Genomic DNA, 295 nt, shown 5'->3' with positions numbered 1-295 from the left:
TCGAAATCCGGCACTTCGGTCGGCCAGACATTGGGCGGCATGACGTCGGCGAACTTCGAGTCGCGCGGGATCTCGCGACCGATGTGCCAGAACTCTTTCAGATCCGCGAACTTGCTGTCCTTCGCGGTTTCCACCTTGAACGGCGTGTAGCCGCGCGCGCCACCGCCACCGGGGATGTGGTACTTGCGCTTGGTGTCGTCCGGCAGCGCAAAGAAACGTTTGAACGCGTCGTAGGCGCCGTCGACGGCTTCGGTTGGAATGCCGTGGCCGCTGATGCAGCAAAAACCGAATTCGC

The 295-nt window shown here is 62.0% G+C and carries 1 protein-coding gene; it reads right to left on the bottom strand.

What is annotated here, in order from left to right:
* A partial coding sequence (locus tag CBX98_RS26030; RefSeq protein WP_172606055.1) for a 2-oxoglutarate and iron-dependent oxygenase domain-containing protein occupies positions 1 to 295 on the bottom strand: 295 nt, incomplete at both ends.

It is taken from the genome of Vibrio sp. T9, from assembly GCF_003123985.1.
In the GTDB taxonomy this organism is placed as follows: domain Bacteria; phylum Pseudomonadota; class Gammaproteobacteria; order Enterobacterales; family Vibrionaceae; genus Vibrio; species Vibrio diabolicus.
This window is presented reverse-complemented; position numbering and strand designations above follow the sequence as displayed.